This is a genomic window from Streptomyces sp. HmicA12 (assembly GCF_000373565.1).
Classification (GTDB): Bacteria; Actinomycetota; Actinomycetes; order Streptomycetales; family Streptomycetaceae; genus Streptomyces.
The window spans coordinates 1-24,717 of record NZ_KB891851.1 but is presented as its reverse complement, the minus strand read 5'-3'; the positions used below and the strand labels follow the sequence as shown (position 1 = coordinate 24,717).

Below are 24,717 nucleotides of genomic sequence, written 5' to 3'. Positions count from 1 at the left end.
GCGCTACAGCGGCATCGGCGCCGTGTCGCACTCGATGCGCCGTCGCTGACGGGCCGCGAGCAGCCACGGGTGGTCGGGGCGCACGATCCGGGTGAAGCCGTCCACGGCCCTGCGCTCCAGCTCGTCGGCCTCGGCCCCGCGTCCCAGACCCCGCAGGTCGAGGGCGAGATTCGCGGCGCAGGAGAGCGTCAATGGGTGTTCCTCGCCCGCGACTTGGGCAAGCTTGGGCAGATTCTGCTCGTCGATCTCGCACGCCTTGTCGAAGTTGAGGCGGGCGTACTCGGTGCTCGCCCGGCCGAGCGCGACGGTGAGCGACAGGATATGCCGGGGCCCGACCGTGTCCGCGAGCGCATGGGCCGCTTCGGTGTCGAGCTCCTCAGCCACCTCGAACGCGCCGAGGGCCCGCATGGTGGCGGCCAGGTTCGCCTTGGTGATCAGGGTGTGCGCGTGCCGGGCGCCGAGCCGGTGCGTGTAACGACGCACGGTCGACTCACCGAGTTCCCGAGATCCTTCGAGGTCTCCGACGAGCCTGCGGTCGACGGCGACGTTGATGGCAGCCGCCAGCGTGAAGGTATGGTCGGCGCCGTAACGGGTGGTCAGACGGCGCAGGACGTCCTCGGAAAGCTTGACGGCCTCCGCCAGAGAACCGTCTCGACGACGACCCACCGCCAGGTCATTGGCGGTGCGAAGCGCGAAGGGGTTGTCCTCGCCCAGTGAACTGCGCTGCCTGCGGTAGACGTCCTCCCAGAAGTCGCGGGCCCCTGGGTAGTCCCCGCACTCCCGCATGTCGATGGCGAGGGCGTTGAGCGTGTTCAGGGTCAATCCGCTGGACGGCCCGAACAGCAGGTCACGCAGCCGGGCGGTCTCCTCGTCGAGCGCCTTTGCCTCCTGGAACTCACCGCACAGCCGCAGCGACACTCCCCAACTGTGCACCGCACGCAGCGTCGTGGGGTCCTCCGGACCGAACAGCGTTCGGGCCCGCTCGGCGGCTTCCTGGTCCAGCTCCCTGGCCTCCTGGAACCGGCCCTGGTAGCGACGCCCGTCGGAGAGGGAAACCATGGAGTCGATCAAGTCCTCCACGTCGACGTCGATGCGTCGGCAGACTTCCAGAGCCCGCTCGTTGAGCGGGATGGACTCCTCGACCTGCCCGACGACCCGCAGACAGAACGCGAAGGTCTTGGACATTCGGATGACATGGATGTCCTCCTCGCCGGACACCTCCAGCCAGGTGCGCCAGGCCTGCCGGGCGAGGTCCACGGCGGACTCGTGGGCGCCCCAGTAGTAGAGGAACATCACGGTGTCGTAAACGAGTTCGCGGGCCCAGGTGTCGGTGGAGCGCACCGCGTCCGCGGTCAGGACGTGCGGCAGCAGCGCCTGGTAGGCGGGCCATTCGCGGGAGGACGCGTAGTGGCCGGGCTTGGCCGCCGACAGGATCTGGTGGGCGGCGTCGCGCATGCGCTCGCGGTCGTCGGGACCGAGTTTGGCGAGGAGCACGTTCTGCAGCAGACGGTGCATCTGCAGGGTGTCGGCGCGCAGGTCGAGACGGACCAGGGAGAACTGGTTGAGGTCGCGGATGGCGCGGCTCAGCTTGATGGACTCCCGCAGCAGCAGGTCGAGTTCGGGGGTGATGTTGATGCCCCGGCTGCCGCGCAGCAGGGAGAGCGGGACCGGTTCAGGGGCCATGCAGGCGCAGATGTCGAGGAGCTGGCGGGCGCCCGGGTTGTTCTCGGCGATCCGCTCCAGCGAGATGTCCCAGGCGGCGGCGACCGAGACCGGGTAGTCGGGCGCCGGGTCGAGCTCCAGGATCTCCGGGCTGCGGCGCTCCAGGAGGGTGAGGTAGTCCTCGACGAGCATGCCGGTGACCGCGCGCCAGGCACCCGCCTGCTCGACGGCGAGCGGGAGGTCACCGAGCGCCTCGGCGAGCTGGTCGGCGTCACCGCGGGACAGGTCGGGCGAGCGCTTCTGCAGGAGCTGGATCGACTCCTCGCGCTCGAAGACGTTCACCGGCAGCGGGCTCGCCACCCGCTCCCACTCGCGGTTGCGGGAGGTGACGATGATCTTGCCGGGGCCGTTGGTCGGGAAGTAGTTGCGCACCACGTCCAGGTTCTCCGCGTTGTCGAAGACCAGGAGCCAGTTGTCGTACGGGGCTCCGGTGCGCAGCGCTTCGAGGACCGCGGGCACCGCGGTGTTGGCGGCCGGGGCGCCGCCGGCGTCGTCTCCGCCGGGGAACAGCCGCAACCGGGCGGCGAGCGTGGCCAGGCCGGCGAGGATCAGGCTCTCCCGCTCCGCGGCGATCCAGCAGATGACCTTGTAGTCCTGCTGGTGGGTGTAGATGTACTCCAGCGCGAGCTGCGACTTTCCGACGCCGCCCATGCCGTGCAGGGCGTGCGGGAGCACCGCCGCCGTGTCCTGGGAACCCAGCTGCTCCTCGACCGCGCGGAGCAGTGCGGTGCGCCCCACGAACGATGTGTTGCGCAGCGGCACGTTCACCAGGAGTGCAGGCGTTCCGGTCGCGATGCTGGGCATGAGCGGTTCAGCCTCCTGGGCTTCGGATCCGGGCGTGACTTCGTTGACCAGGGGCGGCACATTCTCTCCAGAGGGATCAGGAACCAAGGGCTCCTGATCCCTGCCCCCTCCCGAACCTGACGATTCCGCCGAACGGTCATTGGTCGTGACTTCTGGGGCATCAGGTACCAAACCCGGCTCCAGGCGTTTCGCACGTTCGGAGTACGGGCCGGAGAGCGCCCGCATCACCGCCAGCTCGCTGCGCCGCCAGCCCCGCTCGTGCGGGGCGGGCAGGGTGGCGCCGACGGGGTCGCGCAGCGCGGCCCGCAGGGCGACGCCCCGCTCACCGGCCGCCGGCAGATCGCCCACCACGCCGACCGTGCGGGCGAGTTGGGCCCGGGTCGTCGTCGCGAGCAGCGCCTCGCGCACTCCTTCGGCGAACTCGGGACGCCCCTCGCCCTCACTGTCCCAGTCGATCAGACCGCCCATCATGATCTCGGCCAGATGGGCGGGTTCCGTCTCGGGCATGGTGCGCTTGCGTAACTGCTCCACCAGGTCGAACTCAAAAGGCACCGCCGCGAGTTGGGTGGCGAGGCGACGCGCGGCGGGGGTGGCGAGGGTGAAGAACCGGCGCACGGCGGCCGCGGCCCGGCGCGGCAGCGGCGGGGCAGTGAGACCGGGCGCGGGCGCCCCCTTGGTGAGCGCGCCGGCCAGCACGATCGGCAGGGCCCGGCGCACCCCGCGTTCACCGGTGACCAGATCCGCCCAGGCGGCGATCGAGCCGGGCTTGAGGGACAGCACGGGGACGGGCACCGCGTCGTCGCCCGCCTCGGGCAACGGGCGCAGCGGGTCGGGGCCCTCGCCCGGGGCGCCGTGTCCCAGACTCACGTTGGACGCGCCGAAACCGCCGGCCTCCAGGACCGCCGCGTACGGGTACACCGAGGACCGGTGCCGCATGTGGGGCGGCAGCAGATGGATCATCGCGGTGGGTCCGGAGCGGGCCAGGCGGCCGAGCAGCTTGTCGGCCGCGGGGGCGGTCCACCCGTGCGCCAGGCCGTCCGTGACGACGAGGAAGACCCGGCCGCCACCCCCGTCGAGCAGCTCCGCCGGATCGGCCGGGGTGCAGGCGGCGCCGCCGCGGACCGTCGGCAGCCCGGTGCGCGGCACCCTCACCTTGACGGTGCGTACGACGCGGAAGCCGCCGCTGTGCTCGGCGGCCGCGACGAGCCGGGCGATCTCCTCGTCCCAGATCCGCATGGTCGGGGCGTCGTCGGTGAGCAGGACGAGGTCGAAGGCGGTGGCCTCGGCGGGCCGGAAGAACGGCATCCAGAGCTCGTCGGCGAGGCCGCGTTGGGCGGTGAGCTCCTCGTCGAGCTCCACCTGCACCGGCGAGGGCACACGGCGGGCGAGGCGGTGCAGGGCGCGGGCCAGCAGGGCCCAGCGTCGGCCCACACCGGAGGGTTTGGGAGGCGGTCCTGGCAGCTGCGGTCGACCGAGATGCACCGTGTCGGGGCCTTCGGGATCGAGGGTGGGCAGCGGAGGATCCAGCAGACTGCCGGGCCACAGCGGGTCCGCGAACGGATCGGGGGGAAGCTCGGAGGTTCCGGGCTCCCAGGTCGTGTCGGTCTCCTCGAGGTCCACGGCCGGCTGCTCCGTGGCTTCGGCGGGCCGCGCGGCCCGGTCCCAGTGGGCGGCGAGCCAGATGGCGTCGGCGATCTCCTGCCACTGCGGGGTCCGGCCGGGCTCCTCGCCCGGAAGCTGCGAAAATCCCGGTTCGCCACCGTCGGCGCCGGGTGCGCGCTCCCTGGGAAAGCCGTTCATTCAGCGGCCCTTCGCGAGATCGCGGAGCAAGCTTTCCACGAGCTTACGCCCGTCACCCTCGGCCTGGAAACCACCCGCAGTAGTCAACTGAACCGCATTGAGCAACTGATCCAAGGAGTGTGTCCCTCCGGCATGAACCCGCTGGAGGAAGAGGTCGACCAGCTCCTCGGAGCCCTCCGGACGGGTCCTCAAATGCCCTTCCACCATGGCCAGAAGCTGCTCCCTGGAGGGCGTGCGCATCTCCAGGGGCAGGCAGCGCCGGCGGAAAGCGGCGGGGAATTCCCGCTCGCCGTTGCTGGTGATCACCACGACGGGGAACTCGCGGCACTCGATGCGACCGCGGGACACGACCGCCCGCCGCCCGGGGTCGTCGGTGTGCACCTCGGCGCTGCCTGCGGCGTCGCGTACCAGTTCCGGAATGTCATAACTGCCGTTCTCCAGCACATGCAACAGGTCATTGGGCAGATCGATGTCGCTCTTGTCCAGTTCGTCGACGAGCAGCATGCGCGGCCGCTCATAGGGCAGGAGAGCTGTACCCAGTGGGCCCAGCGTAACGAACTCACCCAGGGGCGGCGGAAGTTGACGTTCAGCCTCTTCGGCGTACGCCGGGTCCGCCGCGGCGGCGCCCGGGTCCGGCCGCAGGGCCGCGGCGCGCCAGGCGGCGATGGCCTGGGCCCGGCCGATGGCGTCGTGGGCGTACAGGCCGTCGCGCAGCGTCGTGCGGCTCACGATGTTCCAGGCCAGGACCCGGCCGAGGCCCAGCTCCCGCGCGATCAGATAGGCGAGGGTGGACTTGCCGACGCCCGGCGCACCGGTGATCAACAGCGGCCTGCGCAGCAGCAGCGCCGCGTTGACCACGTCGATCTCCTCGGCGCCGAGCTGCGGCGACGCGGCGACGTGGCCCAGCCTGCGCGTCGCCGCCTTCTCGTCGTCCTCGGCCTGGGGCTGTGCGGGAGTGCCGTGGAACCGGCGCCACGGCGGCGCCTCGGGCAGCACGGGCGGCTCCTGCGGGGGAACGCCCGAGGCCCTGAAGACCCGCCAGTCGTCCGGGACCGACGGCGCGCCGTCGGTGTCCCGCTCCGGCTCGTTGACCTGCGCACTCATGCCGATGCCTCCTCGTCGGCGGGATCGCCGTAGTCGATGGCCTGGAGGTCGACGACCCGGTTCGGGTCGTCCCAGAGAAAGGCGATGTTCCGGCCCAGCAGCAACGTGCCCTGGTCGCCGCCCTGGACGGCTTTGCGACGGAGTCGGTGGATGGCCATGGGGATCTGTGCGGAGGTCTGCGCGGTGGCGAACACGGCTGTGACTACTTCCCGTCGCTCCGTGAGGAAAACTCCCCTGCGATCCCACACGGCAAGCCCGATACCGGAGGCGATGGCCGTCTTCAGGGCCTCCAGAGCGGCCCCTTTGTCGGGGGCGTCGAGGACGACCGCCGTGTGGCCGGGCTCCCCCGCGAGGTCGAGCTGCCAGGCCTGCAGCGCCTCGGGCTCTGCGGAGCTCCAGTCGTGCACGGAGATGCCCTGCCTGCGCAGAGCGCTCCACCGCAGCCGCCAGCGTTCCCTGACCAGTTCGTCGTCGCTGCGCATCCGGTCGAGGCTGCGCAGATGCACGGCGAACTCCATGCCGAGCGGCACCGACTGGCTGCCCGAAACGAGCGCCAACCCGGCCACATCGTGGTTCAGAAGGTCATACGGAAGGATGAACTCGACGTACGGCGGCTGCTGTCCCACTCCGGTGGACGCGCCTTCACGCCCTCCCCGCCACAGCCGGATGCCTTGACGTAACGCCCGCGCCACGGCGGCGGAGAGTTTGTCCATGGTCGTCGTGACGGGCTCGGCGGGCTGCGGATTCCAGTACCCCGCCACGGTGTTGAGCCACGGCCGGACCACGATGTCACCCGACTCGTCCCGGGCCGGTTCGACCGCGACGAGCAGACAGCGCGGCACCTCCGGGTCGTAGGTGTGGTCGATCCGCTCGGCGCGCCGCCGCTCCAGGGCGGGCAGCAGCCCGGCGTGCTCGGCCCAGGCCCGGGCCCACCCCTCCAGGGCGGCCCGGTGATGGGGGCTGGCCACCTGTGACGCCGCCTGTTCGATGAGGAGGACGGCGGGCGGCATCTGATCGGGTTGCACGTTCAACTGCATGACGTGCCGGAAGAGTTGGTCGCACGAGGCGTTCAACGGGAGTTCCACACTGCCGAGTTCTACCGCGAGCGCGTCCCGCAGCCGCTCCGGCGACATCTCGCCCTTGACGGCGTCCAGCAGGGCCAGCGCGGCACTCTCGTCGTAGCGTGAGACCGGGCCCTGGAACCCGGACGCGGGGGACCTCGGCCGGAACGGGACGAACAGCCCCTGGAATCCGTCCGCGGTCTCCTCGCCCTCGAAGATCCCGATCACGCTCACGAGAACGCTGACGCCGTCCGGCCGGCTCAGAGCGGCATTGACCAGCTTTCGGGCGTCGTCGCGCAGCCGGACGCCGCTCACGTCGACACGCTGCTCCAGGTACGTCCCCAGGGTCAGCGCGAAGTCCGCCCGCTCGGAGGCCGCCTGGAGGCAGCCCAGCTCGCACAACGCATCGACCATCCGGCGAACCGCCTGGATGTCCGGCGGGTGCTCCGACTGCGAGTCGGGCCCACCGGAACTCGCACTTGCCACCACCGACCGTCCCCCATGAGCCGGTACAACTGCTTGCCCGGTCTGCGAAATTAACATGTCAACTCGTGGTTAACCAGGGGTACTTGAGGCGCTCGGCCGGTTCTGACCGTCCGGCGGCGCGGGGCCGGACGGTCAGAACCGCGGAGCGGGAGCTACAGCCGGGGGTCGACCGGCTCCGACTCCAGCGCGAGCACCGCGAACACCGCCTCGTGCACCCGCCACAACGGCTCGCCCTCCGCCAGCCGGTCCAGCGCCTCCAGCCCCAGCCCGTACTCCCGGATCGCGAGCGAACGCTTGTGTCCGAGGAACCGCTGGCGCAGTTTCGCCAGGTTCTCCGGCCGGGTGTACTCGGGCCCGTAGATGATCCGCAGGTACTCGCGTCCCCGGCACTTGATGCCGGGCTGCACGAGCCGCCCCTTCCCGTCGCGCACGAGCGCCCCGACCGGCTTGACGACCATGCCCTCGCCGCCGCGCCCGGTCATCTCCAGCCACCAGTCGGTACCGGCCCGCACCGACTCCGGGTCACCGGTGTCGACGTACAGACGGCGCGTCGTCTGGAGCAGGCCGCTCGCGTCGTGCTCGACGATCCGGTCGAGCAGCGCGAGCTGCTCGTCGTGCGGCAGCCCGGCGAGCGACCGGCCGCGCACGGCGAGGACCTGGAACGGCGCGAGCCGTACCCCGTCGAGCCCGTCCGTGCTCCAGCAGTAGCGCCGGTACGCGTCCGTGAACGCCGCGGCGTCGGCCGCCCGCCCGCGCTGCCGCTCGAGCAGTTCATTCACGTCCACCCCGCGCCCGGCCGCGGCCTCCAGCGCGGACAGCGCGCCGGGGAACACGGCACCGGAGGCGGCGCCCACCGCGGCGTACTGCGAGCGCAGCAGACCCGCCGCCTTGAGCGACCACGGCATCAACTCGGTGTCCAGCAGCAGCCAGTCGGTGTCGAGCTCCGCCCAGAGCCCGGCCGCGGTCACGGCGTCCCGCACCTGTCCGAGGACCGCCTCGGTGGTCTCCTGGCGGTCGAAGAACGGCCGGCCGGTGCGGGTGTACAGCGAGCCGGTCACCGAACCGTCGTCCACGCCGAACCGCTCCCGCGCCACCCCCGCGTCCCGGCACACCAGCACCACGGCCCGCGACCCCATGTGCTTCTCCTCGCACACGACGCGCGCCACACCGTCGGCGGCGTACTGCGCGAAGGCCTCGGCCGGGTGCTCCAAGTAGCCCTCGCTCTCGGACGTCGCCGTCGGCGCCATGGTCGGCGGCAGGTACGGCACGAGCCGCGGGTCGACCGCGAACCGGCTCATGACCTCCAGGGCCGCCGCCGCGTTCTCCTCGCGCACCGTCACGCGACCGCTCTGCCGGGTCTCCACGAACCGGCGTCCGTGGACATCGGCGAGGTCGAGCGGCCGGCCCTCGTGCCCGCCGGGCGCCTCGGTGGCCAGCGGTCTGACCGGCTCATACCAGACCCGCTCGGCCGGTACGTCGACGACCTCGCGCTCCGGCCAGCGCAGCGCGGTGAGCTTGCCGCCGAAGACGGCGCCGGTGTCGAGGCAGATGGTGTTGTTCAGCCAGGTCGCGGTCGGCACCGGGGTGTGGCCGTAGACGACGGCGGCCCGGCCGCGGTAGTCCTCGGCCCACGGGTAGCGCACGGGCAGCCCGAACTCGTCGGTCTCGCCGGTCGTGTCCCCGTAGAGCGCGTGCGAGCGCACCCGGCCGGAGGTGCGGCCGTGGTACTTCTCGGGCAGTCCGGCGTGGCACACGACCAGCTTGCCGCCGTCGAGGACGTAGTGGCTGACGAGACCGCGGACGAACTCCTGGACCTCGGCGCGGAACTCCTCGCTCTCCCCCTCCAACTGCTCGATGGTCTCGGCGAGTCCGTGCGTGTGCTGCACCTTGGCGCCCTTGAGCCAGCGGCCCAGCTTGTTCTCGTGGTTGCCGGGCACGCACAGCGCGGTGCCCGCCTTCACCATCGCCATGACGCGGCGCAGCACGCCGGGGCTGTCGGGCCCGCGGTCGACGAGGTCGCCGACGAACACGGCGGTACGCCCCTCGGGGTGCGCCCCGTCGACGTACCCCAGCTTGCCGAGCAGTGTCTCCAGTTCGCTCGCGCAGCCGTGGATGTCACCGACGATGTCGAACGGTCCGGTGAGGTGCGTGAGGTCGTTGAACCGCTTCTCGCGCACCACGCTCGCCTGCCGCACCTCGTCCGCGCCCCGCAGGACGTGCACCTTGCGGAACCCCTCGCGCTCCAGGTGCCGCAGGGAGCGGCGCAGTTCGCGGGTGTGCCGGGTGATGACGCGGCGCGGCATGTCGGCGCGGTCGGTGCGCTCCGCGTTGCGCGCGGCGCACACGTCCTCCGGGACGTCGAGCACGACGGCGATCGGCAGCACGTCGTGCTTACGGGCCAGGTCGATCAGCTGGCGGCGCGACTCCTTCTGCACGTTCGTCGCGTCGACCACGGTCAGGCGGCCGGCTTCCAGCCGCTTGCCCGCGATGTAGTGCAGTACGTCGAACGCGTCGCCGCTGGCGCTCTGGTCGTTCTCGTCGTCGGCGACCAGGCCGCGGCAGAAGTCGCTGGAGATCACCTCGGTGGGCTTGAAGTGGGCCCGCGCGAAGGTGGACTTGCCCGAACCGGACGCGCCGACCAGGACGACCAGCGAGAGGTCGGTGACGGGCAGTACCCGCCCTGTGTTCTCGATACCGGTCATGCCGCCGCCTCCTTCTCCGCTGTCTCCTGTGTGGTAAAAACCGCCATCTGCGTGGGCGGCCCCACCTCGGGGTCATCGGGCCCCACCGGTACGTACCGCACCCGGTATCCGTGCCGCCCGGCCACCCGCTCCGCCCAGTCCCGGAACTCCTGCCGGTTCCACTCGAAGCGGTGGTCGCCGTGCCGGACGTGGCCGGCGGGCAGGGTCTCCCAGCGGACGTTGTACTCCACGTTCGGCGTGGTCACGAGGACGGTACGAGGGCGGGCGGACCCGAACACCGCGTACTCGAGGGCAGGCAGCCTGGGCAGGTCCAGGTGCTCGACGACCTCGCTGAGCACCGCCGCGTCGTACCCCTTGAGCCGCTTGTCGGTGTACGCGAGCGAGCCCTGGAAGAGCCGCACCCGTGCTGCCTGCCGCTCCCCCATGCGGTCCAGCTTGAGCCGCCGGGAGGCGACGGTGAGAGCGCGCACCGACACGTCCACGCCCACGATCTCGGTGAACCGCACGTCCTTGAGCAGCTCCTGCACCAACTGGCCCTGCCCACAGCCCAGGTCGAGGACCCGGGCCGCCCCCGACGCGCGCAGCGCTTCGAGGATCGCCTCGCGCCGCTGAACGGCCAGCGGGACCGGCTTCTCCTCCGCGTCGCTCATCTCGTCCACGGCGTCGACGGCATTGTCGAGGTCCTCGACCTTCATGTCATCGGCGTCCGCGAGCCGCACCAGCTCGAGCCGCTCCCTCGCCTGCCGGGTCAGCGACCAGCGCCGCGACAGATACCGGCTGGTGATCAGCTGCTGCTCGGGGTGCGCGGCGAGCCAGCCCTCCCCCGCCCGCAGGAGCTTGTCCACCTCGTCGGCCGAGACCCAGTAGTGCTTGGCGTCGTCGAGCACCGGCAGCAGCACGTACAGATGCCGCAGCGCCTCCGCGAGCCGCAGCTCGCCCTCCAGGACCAGCCGCACGTACCGCGAGTCCCCCCACTCGGGGAACTTCTCGTCGAGCGTGACCCGCTCGACGTCCACCGCCCAGCCGAGCGGCTCGAACAGCTTCCGTACGAGGTCGGGGCCACCGCGCGCGGGCAGCGCGGGCACCTCGACGCGCAGCGGCAGGGTCTCCTCCGCCCGCTCGGGACGCGCCTTGCACACCCCGCGCAGCGCGCTGGAGAAGACCGAGCTCAGTGCGACGGCGAGCAGCGACGAGGCGGCGTACGGCCGGTCGTTCACATACTGCGCGAGCGCCGCGTCGGCGGTGTTGCCCTTCTTCGCCCGCCGCACCAGGGCCACCGGATCGACCTCCAGCAGCAGCGCGGCCGTGCACCGCTCCGCGCTCGCCTCGGGATAGAGGACGTGCGCGGTGCCGTAGGAGGTGGAGAACGCCTGCGCGCTCTCGGGATGCTTGTGCAGCAGGAACCCGAGGTCGGTCGCGGGGCGTTCAGGGGTACCGGTGGTACTGATCGTCAGGAACACACCAGGCAGTCTCCCCCGGTGGGCACGGTGCCGACCAGCGAGTTTTCCGGTGCACGCCCGCCTCGCGGGCATCATGGTCCTATGGATCTTCGAGTTTTCACCGAGCCGCAGCAGGGTGCCACCTACGAGACGCTGCTCCGCGTCGCGCAGACGGCCGAGGAGCTGAACTACGGAGCGTTCTTCCGCTCGGACCACTATCTCCGCATGGGTTCCACCGACGGGCTGCCCGGCCCGACGGACGCCTGGACGACACTGGCCGGTCTGGCCCGCGAGACCCGGCGGATCCGCCTCGGCACGCTGATGACCGCGGGCACCTTCCGGCTGCCCGGGGTCCTGGCCATCCAGGTCGCCCAGGTCGACCAGATGTCGGGCGGCCGGGTCGAGCTGGGGCTCGGCTCCGGCTGGTACGCGGAGGAGCACGCCGCGTACGGCATTCCGTTCCCCAAGGAGAAGTTCGGGCGTCTCGAGGAGCAGCTCGCCGTCGTCACGGGCCTGTGGGAGACGCCGGTCGGCCGGCGCTTCACCTTCGACGGCACCTACTACCAGCTGAAGGACTCCCCCGCCCTGCCGAAGCCCACCCAGTCGCGGGTTCCGGTGCTCATCGGCGGTCACGGCGCCAAGAAGACACCGGCGCTCGCGGCGCGGTTCGCCACCGAGTTCAACATTCCGTTCGCCTCGATCCCCGACACCGAGGCGCAGTTCAAGCGGGTCAAGGCCGCCGCCGTCGAGTACGGGCGCGCGGCGGACTCCCTCGTCTACTCCAACGCCCTCGTCATCTGCGTCGGCCGCACCGACGCCGAGGTGAAGCGGCGGGCCGACGCGATCGGCCGCGACGTCGACGAGTTGAAGGCGAACGGACTCGCGGGCTCTCCCGCCGAGGTCCTGGAGCGCATCGCCGCGTATCAGGCCGTCGGCTCGCAGCGGATGTATCTGCAGATGCTCGACCTCGACGATCTGGACCACCTGGAACTGATCGCCTCCGAGGTGGCACCGCACCTCTCCTGAACCTGTCACTTTCCCCGTCCCCCTGTCCGCCATCTCGCCCCTCTCCCCCATCTCGCCGGCCCTCTCTCTCGTCTCTCACCTGGGCATGTACCGCTCGCACTGATCGAACAGGCGTCAACGCCGCCGTCGCCCGGCCCATCGCCGTCACCCCTGTCGGGTGAATCGCGTCAACCCGGTGCGCACGGCGGCCCCGCCGCAGTGACCCGGCCCGCCCGGAGATCGTTGATGCGGGCGGAGCCGGACCGCCCGGCACCCGCGCGGGCGGTCGATGCCGCGCGTCACTTGCGTCGACTGCCTTCCCCGCTGAGGGGAGGGCGAGGGCCGAGGAGGCCGTCATGTCCCAGGAAGCCGTGCCCGAACAGGCCGCGCACGAGACGACCGTGCCGGAGCAGCAAGGCGCGCCCAAGGGTCTGCTGCAGCAGATGGAGGAGCTGATGGCGGCGCTCAACGCCGACCTGTCACAGCTCGACGCCGACCTCCAGCAGTCCCCGGGCGGTACGCGTCCGCCCGCCGACGACGTCTGACGGTCGCCACCCGTCAAGGCTTCGCCGCGCTCCCTCGCCACCGCGCCGGGAGCGCCGCGACGGCCGCGCCGCTTCCGCCCGCCGCCGGTCAGGCCGCCGAGTCCGAGTCGGGCTTCGGCTCAGGGTCCGACATCCGGCTCTCCCGCTCGGGCAGCCGCCGCAGTATCTCCAGGACGCGGTCCCGGGACTCGTCCGCCGCGTCGATCGCTTCCATGCACTGCCAATAGGCCCCTTCCTCGAAGGACTCGCTCGCCACCGCGACGAGCGCGATCCCCACGTCACCGAGCAGCGCGCCGAGGCCCGTCAACGCCCTGCGCACCTCGCCCAGTTCGGTCAGCTGCGCCGCGCGTATCCCCCCGGCGCCGATCACCGGCACCGCCGAGCCGCCGCTGCCGCGCGCTCCCGCCTCGCACAGACCGAGCGCCTCGCCTCTTAACTCCGGTGGCCCCAGCATCGCGAGCCGACTTCCGATCGCCTGCGCCAAGGCCTGCGCCTGCCACGCCTCCCTCATGATGTTCGGCGCGTCCTGACTCTCCGCCAGGGCCCGTCGCCCGACCCCGATGAGCCGCACCGCATCCATCCGCGTCTCCGCCCGTCCCGCCCGAACTCCCTTGTCCACTACCCAGAGTGAGGGCTCGCGAGGTGAAAAGCCAGGGGAAGCCCGAAATCTGTGGACACGGAATCCGATGTGGATATTTCTATGACTCCGGAGAGTGACGGTGCGTCGCACTCGACCCCGGCGCCGGGACCGGGAATCGGGTCTCGTTCCGGTCGATCTTCGCGGCGAGCGCGGCGAGCGCGTCGATGCCGAGCACCTCGCACAGCTGCAACAGATAGGCGAGGACGTCGGCGACCTCGTCCTTGACCCGGTGCGCCGACTCCGGGTCGTCCATCACCCGTGCCGACTGCTCGGGGGTCAACCACTGGAAGATCTCGACCAGTTCGGACGCCTCCACGCTGAGCGCGGCGACCAGGTTCTTCGGTGTGTGGAAGGGCTCCCAGTTCCGGGCGGCGGCGAAACGGGCGAGGCGGGTCTGCAGGGCCGGCACATCGAGGGGGCCTGCCTGGCCGGCAGCCCCGGCCCGCCCCTGAGCCCCGGCCTGGCCGTTGCCTCCGGCGCGGCCCTGGGCTCCGGCTGTGTCGTTCGGTGCGTCTGTCACGGCTTCAGGTCTACCACCGTCGCGCCGTGCGCCCGCGCCGCCCCGTCCGCGGCCGAACCCTCGCCCACCGCGGCGACGAGCCGGATGTGGCCGCGGGCGCACATCCGGGCGGCGAGCGCGGTGAGTTCGGCGCTCTGGGTCCGGTCGAGGCCGCGGTCGAAGCCGTCCGCGACCACGGTGAGGGTCTGGTACGCCTCCGGCACCTCGGCCGCCGGGTCGACCTCCAGGACGCGCGGCCCGGTGAGCAGGACGCAGGCGAGGGCGAGGTATCTCAACTCGCCGTCCGCGAGGCGCTCGACGGGGGTGCGCAGTCCGTCGCCGCGGTCCACGAGGGCCCGCACGGCTCCGTCCCGCCCGGCGACCGGCTCGGTCAGCACGTCCACGACCGGTCCCGCGAGGCCCGCCCGGGCCGCCGCGACGAGCAGCGCGTGCCGGTTGCCGCACTCGTCACGGGTGCGGCGCAGTACCGCGGCGAGGTTGTCGCAGCCGCCGAGCAGCCGGTCGGCGCGGGCCGCGACCGGGGCTCGCATCCGGGCGGGATCCGGGTCGCAGGCGAACGCCGAACGCAGCCCCACGACCACCTGTTCCGCGGCCGCCAGCACCTGTCGCTGCCCGTCGGTGCGCCCGGCGACGCGCAGCGGGAGCAGAGCCGTGCCGAGGAGGTCGTCGGGGAGCGGGCCGCGGGTCACCGGCACGGAACCGGCCGTGTACCAGGCGGCCTGGACGTCGCGGCGGCCCGGGTCGCGCAGCGCGGTCTCCAGGTAGACGACGCCGGGCCCGGTCAACCGCTCTCCCACGACCCGCAGTTCGGGCTCGGCCTGCACGGCGAGGTCGAGCCGCACGGGTCCGGCCGGGCCCTCGACGGTGCACCCGATGCGGAAGCCGCGGCGGCTCTGCGCGTCGGGCCGGGCGCGCTCGGGGACGCAGGCCCGAGGGTCGCGGAACACCTCGTCCAGGTGGGCCCCGCCGCCGAGCCGGGCGAGCGCGTCGAGGGCGCGCAGCGCGCTGCTCTTGCCGCTGCCGCTGGGGCCGGTCAGGGCGGTGAACGGGCCGAGGGGAACGGTGGCGCCTCGGTGACGCGCGAAGGCCGAGAGCCGCAGCTCGGTCACGCGGGGACGGCCCGGGGACGCGTCCGGGGGTAACGGGGGCGCGCCCCGCTGGAGCACGGTCATGCCGTGAACGTAGGCGGCCCGCCGAAGCAGAACCGATTCTCCTCGATGACCTTCCTACGAACGGGCGACTATGCCCTCCGGAATTGCCAGCAGCGCGAGGACCGCCGGAAGCCCGGAGATCGCCGGAAGCCCGGGGGCCACCAGAGGCCCGGGGACCACCGAATGCCCCCGGGTTCGCTTCAGGAGAGCGCGCCCGCGCCCGCCACCAGGCCTTGGACCTCGGTGCCGGGCGGGGCCAGCAGGAAGACGTTGCGGTCCACTCGGTGCATGCCGCAGCCGAGGCCGAGGACGACGCCGCTGCTGAAGTCCAGGACCCGCTTGGCCACCTCGGTCTCGGCGCCGGTCAGGTCGAGCAGGACCGGGATGCCTGACATGACGGTCTCGGCGACCTCGCGGGCGTCACCGAAGACGTTGACCCGCAGGACGACGAAGCGGCGGCGCGGCTCCGTCTCCGGAAGGGCCCGGTGGTCGACCGCCGACGGCCATTCGTTGCGGCTGCGCAGCGGTACGACCTGGGCGAGCCCTTCCCACTGTTCGTCGGTGACGTCGTGGCTGTTCAATGCCCCCACCCCGTCCGGGCTCGCACTCGTGTCTGCACCGGTCAATTCTTACGCGATGTCACCCGCTTGGCCCAACACCGACACGGACCGGCTCACGCCGCCAGGGCCACGGCGTCCACCGCGGGAACCCGTACGCCGCGCCACGCGGTGACCAGGCTGGTGACCATGGTGGCCGCCGCAGCAATGGCCACGACCGTGATCCAGATGCCGAGTCCACGCTCCGGCAGCAGTCCGTCGGTGCGCACCGCGGTGAACGGGAGGATGCCCGCGAGTGCCGCGAGTGTGCCGAAGAACACTCCGGTGACGGTCAGGACGACGCCCTCCACCGCGACGGTTCCCAGGACCTGGGCGGGGGTCGCGCCGGCGAGCCGCTGCTGCCCGAACTCCCGTACGCGATACGCCGTGGCCGCGTACAGAGAGTTGATCAACATGACGCAGGCGAACACGACGATGATGCCGACCACGGTGAGGTTGAGCGTCTCGAGGTTCTTGTCCTCTATTGACTTGGTCAGCCCTGAAGCCTTGATCGCATCGTTCTCGACGGCCTGCATGTACAGGGTCGCGGTGGCCATGCCGGTGAAGAGGATCAACGGGACGAGGACCCCGGAGAGTTGGGAGGCGCGCTGCCGCATGTTCCGTACGGTCAGATAGCCGCTGGCCCCGGTGAGGGCGGTCAGGAGGGGCTCGACGCGGCCGAGAGCGGCGCGCAGCAGTCCCGTGGAGACGACGGCGAGACCGACGGAGAGCAGGATCGCCCCGTAGGCGGGGGCCGCCATCAAGGCCGCGTCCGTGGGCTTCATCGCGTACGTGGAGCAGACCGCCGCGCCACCCAGGGCGAGTGCCGCCCAGGACAGGAACTTCCGTGCCCTGCCGGGGCCTTGGCGTACTCCCGCCGCCGCCCTGGTGGCGCGGCGGACGGCCAGGAAGGCGGCGCCCGCCGCGGCGAGGAGGGTGACGTCGATGCCCGACATGAGGGCGATCGGGCCGAAGGAGTGGTCGACGGAGTCGGCGACCTGGCCGCTGTCCTTGAAGACGTCGAGCAGGACGGCGCCGCCGAGCACGGCCGGGCCGATGGCGAGGAGGGCCCCCGCCAGGGCCACGACCACCGCTTCGCCCACGACCATCCGCTTGATCTGGCCGGGCGTCGCACCCGTGTTGCGCAACAGGTTGATCTCGTCGTCACGTTGACGGACGTTGACCGTCAACGTCGAGGCGATCGCGAAGAAGACCAGGAGGGTTCCGTAGCCTCCGACGACGCTCGCCGCCGTGGTCAGGGTGTCGGCGCTGACCTTGTCGACGCCGTCGCCGGCCGCCGTGTCGTGCATCGAGTTGAACGTCATGATGATCGTCGCGCCGAGGAAGGCGGACAGGAGTGTGGCCAGGAAGCGGCCGGGGCGTTGCCGTACGGACCGCAGGGACAGGCCGAGTGTGGTGAACATGCCTCACGCCCCCGTCCGCACGTCGTCGCCGAGGTGCGCGAGGCGTTCGGCGACCGCGTCGGCCGTCGGGGCCGGGAGGTGTCCGGCGAGGCGGCCGTCGGCGAGGAACTGGACGGCGTCCGCGTACGACGCCGCCACCGGGTCGTGCGTCACCATCACGACGGTCCTGCCGTGCGCCCGCACCGCCTCCCTGAGCAGCCGCAGCACGTCGCGGGCGCTGCGGGTGTCGAGGGCGCCCGTCGGCTCGTCCGCGAAGATCACCGAGGGTTCGGTGACCAGGGCGCGGGCGATCGCCACGCGCTGGCGCTGGCCGCCGGAGAGCTGGTCGGGGCGGTGGCCGAGCCGGTCGCCGAGGCCGACCTGGGTGAGGATCTCCTCGACCCGGGCCCGGTTGACGCGCCGGCCGGCCAGCTTGAGCGGCAGGATCGTGTTCTGGGCGACGGTGAGCGTCGGCAGCAGGTTGTACTGCTGGAAGACGAAGCCGACGCGGGTGCGGCGGAACTTGGTGAGCGCGGCCTCGCTGCGGGGCGCGCGCGTGGAGTCGGTCAGCTCCTCGCCGTCGACCATGACCAGGCCGTTGTCGGGCCGGTCGAGTCCCGCGGCGCAGTGCAGCAGCGTGGACTTGCCGGAGCCGGAGGGGCCCATCACCGCCGTGAAGGTCCCGGTGGGCAGGGCGAGGGTGATGTCGTCGAGGGCCCTGATCGTGGCGCCTTCGGCGGCCCGGGGGCCGTAGGTCTTGGTGACCTTCACCAGGCGGAGCGCCTCGGTGCGGGTGTGTGCGTGGTCGGTTCGCATGGTCGCCGATCCCCTCGTCCGTGCGCTCTGCGCGCCTCGTCGTCGATGTCTTCGACGCTAGGGACGGCGGGCCGGGAAAACATTGGGCGTACGGACCGGACCCGGGGTGTTCCTACGTACACCCCGGGGGTGGCGCGGGTGTCGGGGCCGCTGGTCAGGCGGCACCGCCGGAGCGCGCGAGCCAGCGGCCCGCGTGCCGGGTGACCTCGATGGGGCGGCCGAAGCAGGCGGTCATGCGGTCGTCGGTGAGGACGTCCTCGACGCCGCCGCGGGCGAGGACGCGGCCCTCCTTGAGGAGCAGCGCGTGGCTGATCGCGGGCGACAGCTCCTCCAGGTGGTGGGTGACCGTGACCGTGGCCAACTCCGGTCGGCTGCGGGCCAGTTGGCGCATGGTGTCGATGAGGTCCTCGCGGGAGGGCAGATCGAGCGCGTTGAACGGCTCGTCGAGCAGGAGCAGCGCCGGGTCCGCCATCAGGGCGCGGGCGATGAGGATGCGGGCGCGCTGGCCGCCGGAGCAGACCCCGTACGGGCGGTCGGCGAGCTCCTTGATCTGGAGTTCGGCGAGGAGCTCGTGGGCGCGGTCGCGCGCGTCGGTGTCGTACGACTTCCAGAGCGGCTGGACCGTGCCGGAGTGTCCGGTCAGGACGACGGTGTGGCCGGTGAGGTCCTGCGGGACGCGCTGGGAGGTGGAGACATGGCCGATATGGGCGCGCAGCTCGCGCACGTCGACGCGGCCGAGGCGGTGGCCGAGGACATCGACGGTGCCGGTGGTGGGGAAGGTGGTGGCGCCGATGAGGCGGAGGATGCTGGTCTTGCCCGCGCCGTTGGGGCCGAGCAGCGCCCAGTGCTCGCCGGAGCGGACGGTCCAGTCGATGGCGTCGAGGATGACCTGGCCGGTGGTGATGCGGCGCATGCTCGCGCCGTCGAGTGCGGCGACGACGCGCGCTCCCGTGTTCCCGCTGGTCTCGCTCATGGTGCATGCCTCCCGCTTTGTCGCGTACCGGACGGAGAGTAGCTGTAGGCGACACTTACCTGCTGGTGTGTCCAGGTGGCGGACCCGGGGTCCACCGGTCGGTGGACGCGAAGTTCAACCGGCCGCCGCTGCCGCGCCCGCACCCCGTCCGAGCAGCATGGACGTCATGACCAACTACCCCGTACACATGGCTCGTTGGAGCGCCGGACACCCGTGGCGCGCGATCGCCGGATGGTTCCTCTTCGTCGTGCTCTGCCTCGGCGCCGGCATCGCCGCCGGGTCGAATCCGGCCACGTCCGCCGACTTCGGTGTCGGCGAGGCCGGCCGCGCCGAGGCGCTGGCCCGGGAGGGCGGGCTCGCGCAGCGGCCCGTCGAGCGGGTCCTGATCGAGAGCCGTTCCGGAGCCCTGGACCGGACCGAGGGGGCCGCCGTCGCCCGGGACGTCGCCGCGCGGATGCGGGCCCTGCCCGAGGTGCGGTCGGTGGCCGGTCCGGTGTGGTCGAAGGACGGCCGGGCGGTCCGCGTCGACGTCACCATGAAGGGCGCCGAGCTCGACGGCAAGAAGCACGTCGACCCGCTGCGCGCCCAGACCGCCGCCGCGCAGAAGGCACATCCCGGACTGCGGGTCGAGGAGACCGGCGGGCCGTCCATCAGTCAGGGCGTCGACAAGCTGCGCGGCAGCGATCTGTCCCGTACCGAGCTGATCGCTCTGCCCATCACGCTGCTCACGCTGCTGTTCGTGTTCCGGTCGGTGGCGATGGCGACCGTGCCGCTGCTGCTCGCGCTGTCGTCGATCGTCGCGTCGGTGGGCCTGTCGATGCTGGCCTCGCACGTCTTCCCGGACGCGGGGGTCGGCACCAACATCATCCTGCTCATCGGGCTCGCCGTCGGCGTCGACTACACGCTCTTCTATCTGAAGCGGGAGCGGGAGGAACGGGCCCGTGCGCAGGGGAAGTTGAGCTCTCAGGCGCTCGTCGAGCTGGCCGCCGCGACGTCCGGGCGGGCGGTCGTGCTCTCCGGGCTCGCCGTCGCCGTCTCCAGCGCCACGCTCTATCTCGCCGACGACGTGATCTTCTCCTCCATCGCCACCGCCGCCATCGTGGTCACGCTGGTCGCCGTCATGAGCTCGCTGACCGTGCTGCCCGCGCTGCTCGCCAAGCTGGGGGCGCGGGCCGAGCGGCGCGCGGCCCGCGGGAACAAGCCGCAGGCCGCCCCGAAGCCCGTACGGCACAACGCGCTGCTGCGCCTGACCGCCCGCCGCCCTGCCGCCGTCCTCGCCGTCGCGGCCGTCGCGATGCTGGCCCTGGCCGCGCCGGTGCTCGGCATGAAGCTCACCGACATGGGCCGCGAGACGCACTCCCGGCAGACCCAGGCGATGCCCACCTTCGACCGGCTCAACGCGGCGTTCCCCGAGGTCAAGGCCGCGCACCAGGTCGTCGTACGAGCCGACGCCGGCCGCGCCGACGAGGTGGCCGGCGCGCTGCGCGCCCTCGCCGCCGAGGCGAAGGGCGACCCGGGCATGAACGGCACGTACACCCTGCGCACCTCCGCCGATCACCGCGTCACCTCGCTCGACCTGCCTGTGCCGCACTACGTCAGCGCGCGGCCCGCGCAGGACTCCCTGGAGCGGCTGCGGGACCGGTATCTCCCGGACACCGTGGGGAAGTTGGGCGTGGAGGCGGCCGTCACGGGTGACGTGGCCCGCTACGCCGACTATCCGGAGCACCAGAAGCAGAAGCTGCCGCTGATCATCGGGGCGCTGCTGCTCGTGACGTTCGTGATGACGGTGTGGGCGTTCCGGTCCGTGGCCCTCGGGATCGTCGGTGTCGTGCTGAATCTGCTGTCGGCGGGCGCGTCGCTCGGCGTACTCACCCTGACGTTCCAAGGGAGTTGGGCCGAGGGCCTGCTCGACTTCGACTCGACCGGGACGATCGGTTCGCGTGTGCCGCTGTTCCTCTTCGTGATCCTCTTCGGGCTCTCCATGGACTACCAGGTGTTCGTGATCAGCCGGATCCGGGAGGCCGTGCGGCGCGGGGTGCCGACGCGGCAGGCGGTGCTCGACGGGGTCGGCAGTTCGGCGGGGGTGGTGACCAGCGCGGCGTTCGTGATGGTGACCGTGTTCGCGAGCTTCGTGTCGCTGCACTTCATCGAGATGAAACAGATCGGGTTCAGCCTCGCGGTGGCGGTGCTGCTGGACGCCTTCGTGATCCGGGTGCTGATCCTTCCCGCGCTCATGTTGCTGCTGGGCGACCGGAGTTGGTGGCCGACGCGGGGTGCGCGCGAGCGTGCCGGGTCCCGGTCCGAGCGGCACCTCGTGAACGTAGGCTGATCACCATGGACCCGAGCCGGCAGAGCATTCCCGTGCCCCACCGGTGGAACGCCGTCGTGTGGGTGCTGTTCGGACTGGTGCCGCCCGCTCTCGCGGTGGCGGACGCCGGGGCCGGCACGAAGTACTCGACGTACGGGCTGCTCTCCGCGCTCACCTTCGCGTACGCGGCGGTGGCGATGTTCCCCACGAAGCCAATGCTGCGGCCGGGCGTGTACCTCGCGGTGCTCGTCGTCGAGCTCGGCGCCGTCGCGTACCTCATGGGCGGCGGCGCGGCCCTGTTCATCGTGTCGCTCCCGCACTTCTGGATCTACGCCGCCGGGCCCGCCGCCGCGCTGTGGACGAGCGGGGCGGGGGCGGGCCTGACGGTGCTCGGCACGCTCGCCGGACGCGGCTTCGACGGGCTCTCCGGTCAACTCCGCACCGGGAACGTGGTGTTCACGGTCGTCGGGTACGCCGTCGGGGCCGGGGCCGGTCTTCTCGTGCACCGGATCACGGCGCAGGGCGAGGAGCGGGCCCAGGTGCTGACCGACGAACTGGTCAGCACGCAGGCCGCGTTGGCCGAGGCGCACCGGGAACAGGGCGCGGCGGAGGAGCGGGAGCGGATGGCCCGCGAGATCCACGACACGCTCGCGCAGGGCTTCGCCTCGATCATCGTGCTGGCGGAGGCGGCGCGGTCCGGCATCGAGTCCCAACCGGCGCGTACCGCACAGCAGTTGACGTCGATCGAGCAGACGGCCCGGGAGAACCTGGCGGAGGCGCGGGCCCTGGTCGGGTCGACGCCGCCGCCGGACGGGGCCGTGCAGGGGTCGGTGGCCGGTGCGCTGCGCCGCACTCTTGAGCGCTTCTCCGAGGACACCGGCCTCTCCGTGGAGGCCGAACTGCCGGACGTGGACTGCGACCAGCAGACCCGCATCGCGCTGTTGCGCTGCACGCAGGAGTCCCTGGCCAACGTCCGCAAGCACGCCGGGGCCTCGACGGCCGTCGTGACCCTCTCCCTGGTCCCGTACGGCATCGAACTGGAGATCACCGACGACGGGCACGGCTTCGACGTGGCGGCGGCGCGCGGCTTCGGCCTCGACGGGATGCGCAAGCGGCTCGCCGAGCTCGGCGGCGAGCTGACCGTGACCAGCTCGCTCGGGGACGGCACCCGCGTCCTCGCCTCCCTGCCCCTCACCCACGACACCGAGGAGTCCTCATGACGGAGTCGAACCGGCTGCGCGTCGTCGTGGTCGACGACCACACCGTGATGCGCGCGGGGGTCGTCGCGCTGCTCGCCCCGGAGCCCGGCATCGAGGTGGTCGGCGAGGCCGGGGACGGCCACGAGGGCGTCGAGCTGGTCGAGCGGCTCACCCCCGACGTGGCCCTGCTCGACCTGCGGATGCCGGTCCTCGACGGGGTCGCTGCGACACGGCGGATCGTCGCGGGGCCCGCCGCGACCCGCGTCCTGATCCTGACGACGTACGACACGGACACCGACATCGAGCACGCGGTGGAGGCCGGCGCGATCGGCTACCTCCTCAAGGACACGTCGCGCGAGCAGCTCGTCGACGCGATCCGCTCGGCGGCGCGCGGCGAGACCGTGCTCGCGCCGCGGGTCGCGCAGAAACTCGTGGCGAAGATGCGCCGCCCCACGCAGGCGGCGCTCACCGCGCGCGAGGTCGACATCCTCAGGGCCGTGGCCGACGGTCTGTCCAATCCGGACATCGCGCGCCGCCTGGTGATCGGCGAGGCGACGGTGAAGACGCATCTGCTGCGGGTCTTCGCGAAGCTGGACGTGAGCGATCGGACGCGGGCGGTGGTCGTGGCGATGGAGCGGGGGTTGCTGGAGGCATCGGGTCAGGGGTGAGGCGAGCGGGCACGGGTCCGGTGGGGGCCGGTCGCGCAGTTCCCCGCGCTCCTGGCAGCGAGCTCCGCTCGCTCCAGGGGCCCGAGAAGCTCCACCGGCGCCGAACCCGCACCCGGCAGACACTCCCGAACCGGTCACGTGCTATCCAGAGCCCGTGACGATCTCCTCCGCCTCCGGCCGCCCCTTCGACGCCGTGCTGTGCGACGTCGACAACGTGATCCGCTTCTACGACAGCTCGCGGCTGACGGAACTCGAACATGCCGCAGGGCTGCCGGAGGGCGCCACCGCGGAGGTGGCGTTCGCGCCGGAGGTGGACGCCCCGCTGATGCTCGGGGAGATCGACATGCGGCAGTGGGTGGAGGCCATCGTCGCCGCGTTCGCCGGGCGGGTGCCCGAGGAGCGGGCGCGGGAGCTGGGCGAGGCGCTCGCCGCGTCGCCGTTCCACGCGGACGACGAGGTCGTGCGGCTGCTGCGACGGGCGCGGGCGGCGCGGCTGCCGCTGGTCCTGGTGACCAACGCGACCGTGGAGCTGGAGAACGACCTGGCGGCGATGGGCCTGACCGACCTCGCCGACCACGTCGTCAGCAGCGCCCGGGTCGGTGTCGCCAAGCCGGAACCGAAGATCTACGAGATCGCGGCGGCGCTGGCCGGTGTCCCGATGGAGCGATGCCTGTTCGTGGACGACACCCGGGAGAACGTCGACGCGGCGGTCGCGCTCGGGATGACCGGCGTCGTGTACCGCGGGCCCGCCGACCTGCACCCGCTGCTGGGTGGGCTGCCCGAGCGCTGACACCGCACCGGTTCGCCCCGGGCCGTCGGTCAGCTCGCGTCGTTCAACTGGCGTAGCGCGACGTTGAGTTCGAGGACGTTGACCGTCGGCTCCCCCATGAATCCGAGGATCCGTCCGTCGGTGTGCTCGGCCACCAGCTTGCGCACCCGGTCGACGGCGAGGTGGTTCCGCTCCGCGACGCGGTGCACCTGGAGGTCGGCGTACCGCGGGGAGATCGCCGGGTCGAGCCCCGAGCCGGAGGAGGTGACGGCGTCGGCGGGGACGTCGGCGGCCTTCACCCGGTAGGTCGCCGTGGAGTTGTCCTCGACGACGGCGGCCTTGGCGTCCTCGACCTGCTTGATGAGGTCCTTGTTGTCACCGGAGAGGTTGGTGGCGCCGGACAGGATCAGCTTGTACTGGGTGTTGACGCTGTTGGTGCCGAGGCCGTTGGACGGGCGCGGCTGGAACCAGCGCAGGTCCGGCTTGCCGTCCTCGGTGAGGTAGGTCTGGCCGATGAGGGACGAGCCGACGACCTTGCCGTCCTCCTTGATCTCCGAGCCGTTGGCCTTGTCGTGGAAGACGGCCTGCGCGACACCGGTCACGGCGAGCGGGTAGAGCACGCCGCAGACGACGGTGAGGATGACCAGGGCGCGTAGGCCCGCCCACAGCAACCGGCCTGTGTTTCCTACGGAGTTGTTCATGGTGATCAGCACGCTTTCGGAAGGTCACAGCCCGGGGACGAGCGAGATGAGGAGATCGATGATCTTGATGCCGATGAAGGGGGCGATCAGGCCGCCGAGGCCGTAGATCCCGAGGTTGCGGCGGAGCAGCTTGTCGGCGCTCACGGGCCGGTACCGGACGCCCTTCAGGGCGAGCGGGACGAGCGCGATGATGATGAGCGCGTTGAAGATGACCGCGGACAGGATCGCGGAGTTCGGCGAGGACAGGTGCATGATGTTCAGCTTGTCCAGGCCCGGGTAGACCGCCGCGAACAGCGCCGGGATGA

General features: G+C 71.8%; 19 protein-coding genes and 1 pseudogene. 6 read left to right on the top strand and 14 right to left on the bottom strand.

Annotated features, from left to right (window positions below):
- Positions 1 to 3 precede the first annotated feature (3 nt).
- The 5 genes from fxsT to B072_RS0139135 all read right to left on the bottom strand — a co-directional run bounded on the left by fxsT (position 4) and on the right by B072_RS0139135 (position 11,139).
- Positions 4 to 4,326: an FxSxx-COOH system tetratricopeptide repeat protein gene (fxsT, locus tag B072_RS0139155; RefSeq protein ID WP_018535458.1), complete on the bottom strand. Its 4,323-nt coding sequence runs from the start codon at positions 4,324 to 4,326 to the stop codon at positions 4 to 6.
- On the bottom strand, positions 4,327 to 5,430 hold the full coding sequence (locus tag B072_RS0139150; RefSeq protein ID WP_018535457.1) for an AAA family ATPase: 1,104 nt from the start codon (positions 5,428 to 5,430) through the stop codon (positions 4,327 to 4,329). It lies immediately after the preceding gene.
- Positions 5,427 to 6,977 carry an effector-associated domain 2-containing protein gene (locus B072_RS45055; protein ID WP_202538620.1) on the bottom strand — a complete coding sequence of 517 codons (1,551 nt, stop codon included), beginning with the start codon at positions 6,975 to 6,977 and terminating at the stop codon, positions 5,427 to 5,429. Before B072_RS45055 ends, B072_RS0139150 begins: the two co-directional genes overlap by 4 nt.
- 152 nt (positions 6,978 to 7,129) lie before the next feature.
- Positions 7,130 to 9,679 (bottom strand): polynucleotide kinase-phosphatase, encoded by a 2,550-nt coding sequence (locus B072_RS0139140; RefSeq protein ID WP_018535455.1) that lies wholly within the window; start codon positions 9,677 to 9,679, stop codon positions 7,130 to 7,132.
- Positions 9,676 to 11,139 carry a 3' terminal RNA ribose 2'-O-methyltransferase Hen1 gene (locus B072_RS0139135; protein WP_018535454.1) on the bottom strand — a complete coding sequence of 488 codons (1,464 nt, stop codon included), beginning with the start codon at positions 11,137 to 11,139 and terminating at the stop codon, positions 9,676 to 9,678. The genes B072_RS0139140 and B072_RS0139135 overlap by 4 nt, the downstream gene beginning before the upstream one ends.
- Before the next feature lie 81 nt (positions 11,140 to 11,220).
- Here B072_RS0139135 and B072_RS0139130 point away from each other — a divergent pair, with 81 nt between their 5' ends.
- Together B072_RS0139130 and B072_RS0139125 are read left to right on the top strand one after the other, a co-directional pair.
- The gene (locus B072_RS0139130) at positions 11,221 to 12,144 is read left to right on the top strand and encodes an LLM class F420-dependent oxidoreductase (protein WP_018535453.1); all 924 of its coding nucleotides are present in this window, start codon (positions 11,221 to 11,223) and stop codon (positions 12,142 to 12,144) included.
- Between the two features lie 335 nt (positions 12,145 to 12,479).
- Positions 12,480 to 12,668: a hypothetical protein gene (locus tag B072_RS0139125; protein ID WP_018535452.1), complete on the top strand. Its 189-nt coding sequence runs from the start codon at positions 12,480 to 12,482 to the stop codon at positions 12,666 to 12,668.
- Between the two features lie 88 nt (positions 12,669 to 12,756).
- Here the strand turns inward: B072_RS0139125 and B072_RS0139120 are convergent, their stop codons facing one another.
- The 7 genes from B072_RS0139120 to B072_RS0139090 form a co-directional block, all read right to left on the bottom strand.
- On the bottom strand, positions 12,757 to 13,248 hold the full coding sequence (locus B072_RS0139120) for a DUF6099 family protein (protein ID WP_018535451.1): 492 nt from the start codon (positions 13,246 to 13,248) through the stop codon (positions 12,757 to 12,759).
- Between the two features lie 118 nt (positions 13,249 to 13,366).
- The gene (locus tag B072_RS45050; protein WP_018535450.1) at positions 13,367 to 13,717 is read right to left on the bottom strand and encodes a nucleotide pyrophosphohydrolase; all 351 of its coding nucleotides are present in this window, start codon (positions 13,715 to 13,717) and stop codon (positions 13,367 to 13,369) included.
- A 107-nt stretch (positions 13,718 to 13,824) separates the two neighbouring features.
- Positions 13,825 to 15,000 carry an AAA family ATPase gene (locus B072_RS45045; RefSeq protein ID WP_051127394.1) on the bottom strand — a complete coding sequence of 392 codons (1,176 nt, stop codon included), beginning with the start codon at positions 14,998 to 15,000 and terminating at the stop codon, positions 13,825 to 13,827.
- 179 nt (positions 15,001 to 15,179) lie between these two features.
- Positions 15,180 to 15,560 (bottom strand): cell division protein SepF, encoded by a 381-nt coding sequence (locus B072_RS0139105; protein ID WP_018535448.1) that lies wholly within the window; start codon positions 15,558 to 15,560, stop codon positions 15,180 to 15,182.
- Positions 15,561 to 15,652: 92 nt separating this feature from the next.
- Positions 15,653 to 16,999, bottom strand: a complete 1,347-nt coding sequence (locus tag B072_RS0139100) for an FtsX-like permease family protein (RefSeq protein WP_018535447.1) — start codon at positions 16,997 to 16,999, stop codon at positions 15,653 to 15,655.
- A gap of 3 nt (positions 17,000 to 17,002) precedes the next feature.
- A complete protein-coding gene (locus B072_RS0139095) occupies positions 17,003 to 17,794 on the bottom strand; it encodes an ABC transporter ATP-binding protein (RefSeq protein ID WP_018535446.1) in 792 nt (263 codons plus the stop codon).
- Positions 17,795 to 17,948: 154 nt separating this feature from the next.
- Positions 17,949 to 18,767, bottom strand: a complete 819-nt coding sequence (locus tag B072_RS0139090) for an ABC transporter ATP-binding protein (protein ID WP_018535445.1) — start codon at positions 18,765 to 18,767, stop codon at positions 17,949 to 17,951.
- Positions 18,768 to 18,933: 166 nt separating this feature from the next.
- Between B072_RS0139090 and B072_RS0139085 the strand changes: the two genes are divergently transcribed.
- The 4 genes from B072_RS0139085 (at position 18,934) to B072_RS0139070 (ending at position 23,732) form a co-directional block, all read left to right on the top strand.
- Positions 18,934 to 21,096, top strand: a complete 2,163-nt coding sequence (locus tag B072_RS0139085) for an MMPL family transporter (protein WP_026246771.1) — start codon at positions 18,934 to 18,936, stop codon at positions 21,094 to 21,096.
- A 5-nt stretch (positions 21,097 to 21,101) separates the two neighbouring features.
- The gene (locus tag B072_RS0139080; protein ID WP_018535443.1) at positions 21,102 to 22,295 is read left to right on the top strand and encodes a sensor histidine kinase; all 1,194 of its coding nucleotides are present in this window, start codon (positions 21,102 to 21,104) and stop codon (positions 22,293 to 22,295) included.
- Entirely contained in the window at positions 22,292 to 22,942 is a 651-nt protein-coding gene (locus B072_RS0139075) for a response regulator (RefSeq protein WP_018535442.1), read from the top strand. Before B072_RS0139080 ends, B072_RS0139075 begins: the two co-directional genes overlap by 4 nt.
- 154 nt (positions 22,943 to 23,096) lie before the next feature.
- Positions 23,097 to 23,732: an HAD family hydrolase gene (locus B072_RS0139070; RefSeq protein WP_018535441.1), complete on the top strand. Its 636-nt coding sequence runs from the start codon at positions 23,097 to 23,099 to the stop codon at positions 23,730 to 23,732.
- Positions 23,733 to 23,761: 29 nt separating this feature from the next.
- Here B072_RS0139070 and B072_RS0139065 read toward each other — a convergent pair whose 3' ends face one another.
- Positions 23,762 to 24,412, bottom strand: coding sequence for a potassium-transporting ATPase subunit C (locus B072_RS0139065; RefSeq protein WP_026246770.1), 651 nt, complete (start codon positions 24,410 to 24,412; stop codon positions 23,762 to 23,764).
- A gap of 24 nt (positions 24,413 to 24,436) precedes the next feature.
- Positions 24,437 to 24,717 (bottom strand): annotated as a pseudogene (locus tag B072_RS45040) (potassium-transporting ATPase subunit B); the annotation flags it as partial.

What these genes read in the sequence shown, in the direction of transcription:
- B072_RS0139100 (WP_018535447.1), bottom strand. Translation starts at nt 16,999, where the DNA reads ATGTTCACCACACTCGGCCTGTCCCTGCGGTCCGTACGGCAACGCCCC.
- B072_RS0139080 (WP_018535443.1), top strand. Translation starts at nt 21,102, where the DNA reads ATGGACCCGAGCCGGCAGAGCATTCCCGTGCCCCACCGGTGGAACGCC.
- B072_RS0139075 (WP_018535442.1), top strand. Translation starts at nt 22,292, where the DNA reads ATGACGGAGTCGAACCGGCTGCGCGTCGTCGTGGTCGACGACCACACC.
- B072_RS0139090 (WP_018535445.1), bottom strand. Translation starts at nt 18,767, where the DNA reads ATGAGCGAGACCAGCGGGAACACGGGAGCGCGCGTCGTCGCCGCACTC.
- B072_RS0139120 (WP_018535451.1), bottom strand. Translation starts at nt 13,248, where the DNA reads ATGGATGCGGTGCGGCTCATCGGGGTCGGGCGACGGGCCCTGGCGGAG.
- fxsT (WP_018535458.1), bottom strand. Translation starts at nt 4,326, where the DNA reads ATGAACGGCTTTCCCAGGGAGCGCGCACCCGGCGCCGACGGTGGCGAA.
- B072_RS0139085 (WP_026246771.1), top strand. Translation starts at nt 18,934, where the DNA reads ATGACCAACTACCCCGTACACATGGCTCGTTGGAGCGCCGGACACCCG.
- B072_RS0139125 (WP_018535452.1), top strand. Translation starts at nt 12,480, where the DNA reads ATGTCCCAGGAAGCCGTGCCCGAACAGGCCGCGCACGAGACGACCGTG.
- B072_RS0139150 (WP_018535457.1), bottom strand. Translation starts at nt 5,430, where the DNA reads ATGAGTGCGCAGGTCAACGAGCCGGAGCGGGACACCGACGGCGCGCCG.
- B072_RS0139130 (WP_018535453.1), top strand. Translation starts at nt 11,221, where the DNA reads ATGGATCTTCGAGTTTTCACCGAGCCGCAGCAGGGTGCCACCTACGAG.
- B072_RS0139065 (WP_026246770.1), bottom strand. Translation starts at nt 24,412, where the DNA reads ATGAACAACTCCGTAGGAAACACAGGCCGGTTGCTGTGGGCGGGCCTA.
- B072_RS45045 (WP_051127394.1), bottom strand. Translation starts at nt 15,000, where the DNA reads ATGACCGTGCTCCAGCGGGGCGCGCCCCCGTTACCCCCGGACGCGTCC.
- B072_RS0139095 (WP_018535446.1), bottom strand. Translation starts at nt 17,794, where the DNA reads ATGCGAACCGACCACGCACACACCCGCACCGAGGCGCTCCGCCTGGTG.
- B072_RS0139140 (WP_018535455.1), bottom strand. Translation starts at nt 9,679, where the DNA reads ATGACCGGTATCGAGAACACAGGGCGGGTACTGCCCGTCACCGACCTC.